The sequence below is a fragment of the Terriglobales bacterium genome, assembly GCA_035651995.1.
Classification (GTDB): Bacteria; Acidobacteriota; Terriglobia; order Terriglobales; family Acidobacteriaceae; genus DASRER01.
On the sequence record DASRER010000011.1, the window covers coordinates 1 to 9,691 of the forward strand.

The following is a 9,691-nucleotide window of genomic DNA, read 5'->3' on the forward strand; positions in this document are numbered from 1 at the left end:
CGTCGGCTCGTCGCTTCTCGCGCAGCAGTGGCCGGATCGCTTCCCACTGCGCATCGCTCAGGTGCATGCATCGGGTTTGCTCTAAATCGTTGCTGGATCAAAGTGTTAAGTCAGTTTCTCTATTTATGAGATAGGTTCTAGTCCTTCAGCACCTGCCGGGCGATCACCAGCCGCTGGATCTCGCTCGTGCCTTCGCCGATGGTGCAAAGCTTGACGTCGCGATAGAACTTCTCCGCCGGGTAGTCCTTGATGAAGCCGTAGCCGCCGTGGATCTGCACGCTTTCGTTGGCGCAGCGCACGGCCACTTCGCTGGCGTAGAGCTTGGCCATGCTGGATTCGAGTGTAGTTTTCCTGCCGGCGTCTTTGAGCGAGGCCGAGCGCAGCGTGAGCAGGCGGGCGGCGTCGATTTCGGTGGCCATGTCGGCCAGCTTCCACTGGATGGCCTGGAATTCGCTGATGGGCCTTCCGAACTGTTTGCGTTCTTTTGAATATTTCAGCGCGGCTTCGTAGGCGCCCTGCGCCATGCCAAGCGAGAGCGCGGCGATGGAGATGCGCCCTCCATCGAGCACCCGCATGGCGTCAATGAATCCGTCACCTTCCTTGCCCAGCAGGTTCTCGGCGGGGATGACGCAGTCTTCGAAGATGAGTTCGGCGGTATCGGAGGCGCGCAGGCCGAGCTTGTTTTCTTTCTTGCCGGCGCGGAAGCCTTTCGTGCCTTTGTCCACCACGAAGGCGGAGAGACCGTGCGTGTGCGCCGCCTTGTCGGTGACGGCAATGACCACGGCGACATCGGCGTAGTGGCCGTTGGTGATGAACGTCTTGGTGCCGTTCAGCACCCAGTTGTTGCCTTTGCGCACGGCGGTCATGCGCGCGCTGCCGGCGTCGGAACCCGAGCCGGGTTCGGTCAGGCCCCACGCGCCGATGAATTCGCCCGTCGCCAGCCTGGGGATGTACTTGCGCTTCTGCGCCTCGCTCCCGGCGAGGTAGATGTGGTTGGAGCACAGCGAGGTGTGCGCGGCCACGACGATGCCGACCGACCCGTCAACGCGCGAGAGCTCCTCGATGATGGTGACGTACTCCACGTAGCCCATCTCGGCGCCGCCGTACTCGGCGGGGAAAATCGCGCCCATGAAGCCGAGGCGCCCGAGTTCCTTCACAATTTCCAGCGGGAAGTGCGAGGCTTCGTCCCATTCCTGGACGTGGGGCGCGATCTCGCGCTCGGCGAACTCGCGCACGCTGCGGCGCAGCTGCTGCTGCTCATCGGAGAATTCGAAGTTCAAGGCCGTGCCTCCGGGCGATGGTCCCTCCGCCCATAAGAGAATCGAATCAGTGCATAAGCACCATTTATAGCACGCCGGTGGCCTGGCTGGAAGTTACGTTTGTGCCGCGCTCCCGGCCCCTCTTTGGCCATGCGTTCTCGTGTCTCGGCGCCTCCGCTGTGAGTTCATGGCCGCCGCGCGGCGAACTCGGCGATGCCTTCGTCAATCGCCGGCATCGGGCGGCCCAGCGCGGCAGTGATCTTGGCGGTGTTCAGCGAGGCGTTTTTCGGGCGCGGGGCGCGCAGCCCGGCCGAGTCGACGCTCACCGGCCGAACCAGCCCGGGATCGAAGCCAAACTGGCGGGCGAGGCGGCGGCAGAATTCGTACTTCGAGCAGGCGTCGGCCGAGGCGACGTGCCAGATGCCGGCCAGCGAGCGGCCGATCGCGCAGAGCATGATCTCGCTCAACGTCCAGACCGGGAGCGGCGTAAAGATGACGTCAGCGTAGCCGGTCATGGCGCTTCCCTGCCCGAGGCGGCGAAACACGAGTTCGGCGAGGTTTGGCTTTTTCGCGCCCCATCCGATGAGCGTGGTGCGCACGCTTAGATTGCCGGGGGAAGCCGCCAGCACGGCCTGCTCGCCTGCCAGCTTTGCGCGCGCGTAGACACTGATTGGATTTGTCGCATCGGTCTCAGAGTAGTTGCCGCGGGCGCCGTCGAAAACCGAATCGGTGGAGACATAGAGAACGCGCGAGCCGGCCCGCGCGGCCGCCTGGGCGATGTTGCGCGTGGCGTCGGCGTTCACCGCCCAGGCTTCATCGGGATGGTCTTCGCAGAAGTCGGGGCTGGCGTGGGCTGCGGCGTGGATGATCCAGCCGGCGCGGGTCGTTTCGATCAGCGCGGCGATGGCCGCGTGATCTTTCAGGTCGGCGGTAACAATTCTGGCGCCGGGCGTGTGCGCCGGCGGCGAATGATACAGCGCGGTGACGGCGTGCCCGTGCGCGACCGCGGCCTCGACGGCCGCTTTGCCGAGGAGTCCGCCGGCGCCGGTGATGAGGAGTGTGCTCATGCGGATTGTGAAGTCATGCTGAGCGGGGGTGAACGCGCCGCTCGCGCGGTCACCGGAGCATCCCTGCTTCATGCGAGAGCGTTGGGTCGGGTAGGGATCCTTCGACTCGTCCTCGCTGTCGCTCGGCCTTCGCTCAGGATGACAGTTAGAGCATACCAACCTCCCCCGCCTTACCTGCTCCCGCCGCTCCCGCCTTGCCTGCTCCCGCCTTGCCTGCTCTCCCGCCTTGCCTGCTCCGCCTTGCCTGCTCCCGCCGCCCCCGCGTATGTTTTCCCTTCGCGGAAAAGCGTTTCACACACAGGACACGAAGGTCACACGAAGGCACACATGAAGCGCGCCATATTGCTTACTTTTTTTCTCGTCGCGGCCACCGTGGCCGCCACCACCGTTGCCGCCCAGCAATCCAGTCCCGATCTGTTCCGCGAGATGCGCTGGCGCATGATCGGGCCGTTTCGCGGGGGCCGGACGGTGCCGATGGTGGGCGTGCCGTCGCAGCCCAACGTCTTCTATATAGGCGTGAACAACGGCGGCGTCTTCAAGACCACCGATGCGGGACGGACGTGGTGGTCCATTTTCGACGACCAGCCGACGCAGTCGGTGGGCGCGGTGGCCGTGGCCCCGTCGGACCCCAACATTCTTTATGTGGGCAGCGGCGAGGGGTTGCAGCGGCCCGATCTTTCGGTCGGCGACGGAATCTACAGAACTGGCGACGGCGGAAGGACGTGGCAGCACCTTGGCCTGCGCGACGGCCAGCAGATCGCCCAGATCATCGTTGATCCGAAGGACCCGGACCGCCTGCTGGTCGCCGTGCTCGGGCACCCGTATGGTCCGAACGCGGAGCGCGGCGTTTTTCGCTCGCTCGACGGCGGCAAGACGTTCCAGAAGGTCCTTTACAAGGATGAGAACACCGGCGCGGTGGACCTGGCGTTCGATCCCGCGAACGCGCAAACCGTTTACGCGGCGCTGTGGGCGCAGCGGCTGGCGCCGTGGGAAAACGGCGTGTGGCAGGGCAAGACGAGCGGGCTGTACAAGTCAACCGACGGCGGCACGACGTGGCGACAGCTCACCAAGGGCCTGCCCGGCGCGGCGGATGACCTGGGGCGCATCGGGCTGGGCGTGGCGCCTTCGAACGGCAAGATCATTTACGCGATGGTGGACGCGCCGAAGCTGGCGGGCGTGTATCGCTCTGACGACGCGGGCGAGACGTGGCGGCGGGTGAATTCCGATGCGCGCGTCTCCGAGCGCGGCTCGGACTTCGCCGAGATCAAGCCTGATCCGAAGGACCCCGAGATCGTTTACGTGGCCGGCATTCAGACATTCCGCTCGACCGACGGCGGAAAAACGTTTGTCGGATGGAAGGGCGCGCCCGGCGGCGACGACTATCACCGCCTCTGGATCAATCCCGAGCATCCGGAGATCATCGCGATCGCCAGCGACCAGGGCGCGACGATTTCCGTCAACGGTGGCGCGACCTGGAGCAGCTGGTACAACCAGCCGAGCGCGCAGTTCTACCACGTGATCACCGACAACCAGTTTCCCTACTGGGTGTACGGCGGGCAGCAGGAGTCGGGTTCGGCAGCGGTGGCGAGCCGCGGCGATTCGGGCGCGATCACGTTTCGCGACTGGCATCCGGTGGGGGTGGAGGAGTACGGCTACGTGGCGCCCGATCCGCGCGATCCCAACATCATTTATGGCGGCAAGGCGTCGCGCTACGACGCGCGCACCGGCCAGACGCAGGATGTGGCGCCGGAACTGGTGCGCTCGGGCAAGGTTCGTTTCCTGCGGACCGAGCCGATCCTGTTTTCGCCGAAGGACCCCAGCGTGCTGTATCTGGCCGGCAACGTCCTGTTCAAGACGACCGATGGCGGGCACTCGTGGGGCGTGATCTCGCCGGACCTGAGCCGTCCCGATCCCGGCGTGCCGCAGAATTTCGCGGTGTTCACGCAGGATGGGCACAAAGTTGACCGCCGGGGGGTGATTTACGCCGTGGCGCCCAGCTTCCAGGATGTCAACGTGATCTGGGCCGGCACGGACGACGGCCTGATTCACGTGACGCGCGATGGCGGGCAGACATGGACGAACGTGACGCCGCCGGAACTCACCGCGTGGAGCAAGGTCGCGCAACTGGAGACCTCGCACTGGGACGACCACGCCTGCTATGCGGCGATCAACCGCATCCGGCTCGACGACCTGAGGCCGTACATCTATCGCACGCGCGACGGCGGCAGGACGTGGCAGCTCATCACCGCCGGGCTTCCGGCGAACGAGCCGGTGAACACGGTGAAGGAAGACCCCGAGCGGCGCGGGCTGCTGTTCGCCGGCACCGAGCGCAGCGTGTACGTGAGCTTCGACGACGGCGATCACTGGCAGTCGCTGCGTCAGAACCTGCCGGCGACTTCGATTCGCGACCTGGTGGTGCACAACGATGACATCGTGGTGGGCACGCACGGGCGCGGGTTCTGGATCCTGGACGACATCACGCCGCTGCGGCAGGTGAACGCCGAAGTTACTGGCGGCAGCGCGTTCCTGTTCAAACCGCAAGTGGCGATTCGCGTCCGCCGCTCGACCTACACCGACACGCCGCTGCCGCCGGAGGAGCCCGCCGGCGAAAACCCGCCCGACGGCGCGATGATCCACTACTGGCTGCCGGCGCCCGTGAAGGAGTTGACGCTGGAGATCGTCGACGGCAGCGGTGACATTGTCCGCCGCTACTCCAGCGCCGACCGGCCGGCGCCGGTGGATGAGAAGAAGCTGCGCCATCCCATGTACTGGGTGGAGCAGCCGCAGAGGTTGTCGGCGGCCGCGGGCATGCATCGGTTCGTGTGGGACCTGCACTGGCCGGAGCCGAAACTGGAGCGCGACTATCCCATTGCGGCGATCGTGCACCGGACGCCGCTGGCGCCGAAGGGCCCGCGGGCGCTGCCGGGCGAGTACACCGTCCGTCTGACCGCCGACGGGAAGGCGTACACGCAGCCGCTCACGGTAAAGATGGACCCGCGCGTGACGGCAACTCCGGAGTCGCTGCGCCGCATGTTCACGCTCGAGCAGCAGATCACGGCGATGGCGGAGGAGGACCACAAAGCGCTGGAGCAGGCGCGCGCCCTGCGCAAGCAGATTGCGGCCGTGCGTCCGGGGGCTGCTGCGGCCGGCGCGGCGCTCGACGATCTTGACGGCAAGCTGCAGCAGCTCGAATCGGGCCAGCGGCGGCGCGGAGGCGGCGGGGCCGGCCCCACAACCGCTGGCGCCAGCACCGCGGCGCCGGGACCAGCATCTCTCGCGTCGGTCAATGCCAACCTCAAGTCGGTGTACGACGCGGTGGATTCTGCCGACGCCGAACCGACGGCGCAAGCCGTCTCGGACCTGGCCCGGGTCATGCAGGATTGGAAGGACGCGATGGATCGCTGGATGGCGGTGCAGGCGGGCGAACTGGCTTCCACCAACGCGGAGTTGAAGAAGGCGGGGCTTGCGGAGTTGAAGGTGGAGTGATTGCTTCCCGCTCAACAGTGTCTCCGAGCGCTGCAACGGCAACTTCCACTATGACGCCACGCAGGTGGTGATCGCCCTGGCCTGAGCCTCCTGCCAAAGTATCTTGCGCCTGTCTTCTTCCAGGAATTGTTCCGTCCGCTCCCGTTTCAGGAAACAAAACCTGCCAAGCAATGCCGGTCAATGACTTACGTAACTGGAGCCGCGCCCCAGAATGCACTAAAATCGGTGCCAAATTGGCATAACTCTGTCAGCCAGGCCGTTTGCGGGCAGAGCACCGCCAAGCTGCTTCCAGTACAAGGCTCCGCGCCTGCAGGTTAAACCCGAACGCGGGGCCCATGGAGCCATGCTCAACGGCACAAACCAATGGCTGGCGGCCAGACGCTGGCGCATCTATGCCGCGCTGGTCCTGCTCGCTGTCCTGCCTCTGCTTCTGTTTCTCTATTCGGCTGACCGGTTTCTGCGCAAGTACACCAACGACAGCCTGACCCGCCAAAGCCATGTAGCGGGAGACGCGGTAGCGCGCATCCTGCTCGAGTACCTGGCCAGCGGCGAGGCATTCCTCTCTTCGGTCGCTGCCGAACCCGGCTTCAACGTTGCCGCCGGCCGCGGCGACACGAAGGCGATGTCGGGCAGCCTCGGGCAGGCTTGCCGCCTGCAGCCCGACTTCACCTATTGCGCCGTGTACGACGCGCAGGGCCGGCTGCTGGTGGCCTATCCGGCCGGCGTTCGCGCCGACGCCGCGACGCCGGTGTGGTTTCCGGCATTTGCGCGCAGCCAGCGCGCTCAAATCTCCGGCGTTCATCCCTCGCCGCTGGGCAAGGGCGAGCCGGTGCTGGCGGCGGTGGTCCCCATTTTCGACGCGCATGGCAGGCCGCTGGGCGCGCTGGCCGGCTACTACCGGCTCTCGGCCATCCAGGGATGGCTGAAGCGCTGGACTCCAAGCGGCACGCGCTGGATCACGGTGGTGGACCAGCACCGCCAGGCGGTCGCCGAGCCGGGTGACGCAGCGCGTGTGCGTCCTGACGTGAAGGACTTCCCTGCCGTCGCGCGCGCGCTGGCCGGCAACCGCGGCAGCGCCTTCTACGACCGCGGAGGCGTGCGGTCGCTGGTGGTCCACCAGCCGATCCCGGCGCTGCATTGGGCGGTGCTCATCCAGTTGCCGGTGGACGAAGTGAACCAGGCGCTGTGGAAATTTGAGAAGCCGCTTGCGCTGGCTGCGCTGGCGTTCATCGGGCTGGCCGCCCTGTTCGGATATGCGGGCGCGTTCCTCTATCGCAAGCTGCGAAAGAGCGAGCTGCGCCTGCGCCTGGATTTGATGGCCAGGTCGGAGCGCCGCTATCGCCAGCTGTTCGACACAAACCCGCAGCCCATGTGGGTGTACGACCTGGAGTCGCTGAAGTTCCTCGATGTGAATGAGGCCGCGATCCACGCTTACGGCTACACGCGCGACGAGTTCCGCGCCATGACCATCAAGGACATCCGTCCGCCGGAAGACGTGCCCGAGCTGTTGCACAGCATCGCCAGCTCCGAAGGCCAGAACCAACTGGATCGGGTCGGCGTATGGCGGCATCGCAAGAAGGATGGATCGCTGATCGCGGTGGAAATCCGCCAGCACCGCATCGAGATCGATGGCCGGCCCGCCGGGCTGATCCTGGCCACCGACATCTCCGAGAAAAAGCTGCTGGAAGAACGCCTGCGCCTGGCCGAGCGCATGGAAGCCGTGGGCCGGCTGGCGGGCGGCGTGGCGCACGACTTCAACAACCTGCTGGGCGTCATCATCGGCTACAGCGACCTGCTGCTGGAGCAGGTGCCCGCCGGGCACGCGCTGCGCCGCCGCGTGGAAGAAATCAAGGCGGCCGGCGACCGCGCCGCCGCGCTCACGCGGCAACTGCTCGCCTTCAGCCGCAAACAGGTGCTCGAGCCCAAAGTGCTCGACCTGAACGGCGTGGTGGGCAGCATGAGCAGCATGCTGCTGCGGCTGATCGGCGAAAACATTGAGCTGGTCACGGTCCTCGATCCGCGCGCCGCCAAGGTGAAGGCCGATCCGTCGCAGCTCGAGCAGGTCATCATGAACCTGGCGGTCAACGCGCGCGACGCCATGCCCCGCGGCGGCAAGCTGACGCTGGAGACCCAGACGGTCGTCATCGGGGAAAACGATGGCCGCCACATCGTCCAGATGCCGCCCGGGCGATACACCATGCTCGCCGTCAGCGACACCGGCATCGGCATGGACGCGGAGACGCGCAAGAGGATCTTCGAGCCCTTCTTCACCACCAAGGAAAAAGACAAGGGCACCGGCCTGGGCCTGGCCACGGTCTATGGCATCGTGAAGCAGAGCAACGGATACATCTGGGTGTACAGCGAGGTAGGCAAGGGCACCACGTTCAAGGTCTACCTGCCCGCCGAGACGGTGGAAGAGCCGGTGGTCGAAGCCCCGCCCGCGCCGCCGCCCATTCCCACCGGCTCGGAGACCATCCTGCTGGTGGAAGACGCGGCCTCGCTGCGCGAGCTGAGCCGCGAACTGCTGGAAGCGATGGGCTACAGTGTGCTGGAAGCCGCCCACGGCGCCGAGGCGCTGCGCGTGGCCGAAGAGCACGCCGGCCAGATCAACCTGCTGATGACCGACATGATCATGCCGGGCATAACCGGGCGCGAGCTGGCCGACCAGTTGCGCGCGTCGCAACGCGGGCTCAAGGTGCTGTTCATCTCCGGCTACACGGAAAACGCCGTAGCGCAGCACGAGGAACTCTCGCCCGACGCCGGCTTCCTGCAAAAGCCGTTCTCGCGCGAGTCGCTGGCGCGCAAACTGCGCGAGGTGCTGAAGAAGCCGGACGCGGTGTCGCACGAGGCGTGATCCGGCGTCACTTCACAGCGGCAGTTCACATCCACCCTGTCAAGCCCGGTCAGCCACCAAACGGTCTTTAACCCAAACGAAACACGGACGATAAATATCCCGCGCGCTTTCCCATTTTCCCCGCCCAATTTGCTACTCTGAATGTAGATACCCGGCTCGAGGACACACCCTCGCCGCCGGGTTTTGTTATTTGACAACTTGATGAGCCGCTTGGGTTTAAGACCTCGGTCTTAACTGTGCCTGTTTTCACAGTCTTACCGAGAACGTGCCGCGCAAGCTGCTGAAAACACCTGGGAGCACCCGGGGGGGTGGGGGGTGGGGGTTGCCCAGCAGCTTCCACAGCTATTTTGAAGTCGCGGCCGCGCGCTCCTTCTGGAATTCGTATCCCGCCGTGGCTTTCGGCAGGAGCATGGTGAGGCAGCCGCCGGCGATCAAACTGACGGCGAGCGCGGCCATGCCGTAGTTCATGTTGCCGCCGGTTTCTCTCGCGATCCAGCCGACCAGCACCGGGCCGACGAACCCTCCCAGGTTGCCGATGCCGTTGATCACGCCGCGCGCGCCGCCCACCACGCCGGGCGCGAACACCAGCGCGGGGCTGGACCAGAACGGACTCTGCATGCCCTTCGAGAGCAGTCCGGCGACGACAATCATCGAGTACGCGATCCACACGCGGTGCGCGAACACGGTGACCAGTCCGAGCGCAACGCCGAAACCCCACAACGACACAGCGCACCACAGGCGGCGGTTGCCTTTCACGTCGGAAGCCGCGCCGAAGATGTAGACGCCGGCGATGGCGGCCACCAGCGGCGGCGCGCTCAGCCAGCCCACGCTGGTCAGGCTTTGCCGGGTCAGGTCTTTGAGGATGCTCGGCAGCCAGAGCAGGTATCCGTATTGGCCGGTGGTGTAGCAGAGGTAGAGCCCGATCATGATCCACAGGTTTTGGTCGGCGAGCAGCCGGCCGTAGCCCGCTTGAGCGCTGCCTGACGCCGGTGGCGCGGCCTCGCGCCTGGCCTTCTCGGCGCTCA

The 9,691-nt window shown here is 65.8% G+C and carries 5 protein-coding genes; 2 read left to right on the plus strand and 3 right to left on the minus strand.

All coding sequences use genetic code 11. The annotated features are described in order from the left end of the window. Positions 1-137: 137 nt before the first annotated feature. Positions 138-1,280, minus strand: a complete 1,143-nt coding sequence (locus VFA60_04570; protein ID HZQ91045.1) for an acyl-CoA dehydrogenase — start codon at positions 1,278-1,280, stop codon at positions 138-140. A 164-nt stretch (positions 1,281-1,444) separates the two neighbouring features. After that, positions 1,445-2,326, minus strand: a complete 882-nt coding sequence (locus VFA60_04575) for an SDR family oxidoreductase (protein ID HZQ91046.1) — start codon at positions 2,324-2,326, stop codon at positions 1,445-1,447. A 327-nt stretch (positions 2,327-2,653) separates the two neighbouring features. Here VFA60_04575 and VFA60_04580 point away from each other — a divergent pair, with 327 nt between their 5' ends. Next, positions 2,654-5,812, plus strand: coding sequence for a glycoside hydrolase (locus tag VFA60_04580; GenBank protein HZQ91047.1), 3,159 nt, complete (start codon positions 2,654-2,656; stop codon positions 5,810-5,812). A gap of 343 nt (positions 5,813-6,155) precedes the next feature. Further along, positions 6,156-8,666, plus strand: a complete 2,511-nt coding sequence (locus tag VFA60_04585) for an ATP-binding protein (protein HZQ91048.1) — start codon at positions 6,156-6,158, stop codon at positions 8,664-8,666. Between the two features lie 342 nt (positions 8,667-9,008). On the opposite strand, the gene VFA60_04590 is transcribed toward VFA60_04585, so the two are convergent. Further along, the coding region (locus VFA60_04590; protein HZQ91049.1) for an MFS transporter at positions 9,009-9,691 on the minus strand (683 nt) is incomplete at its 5' end.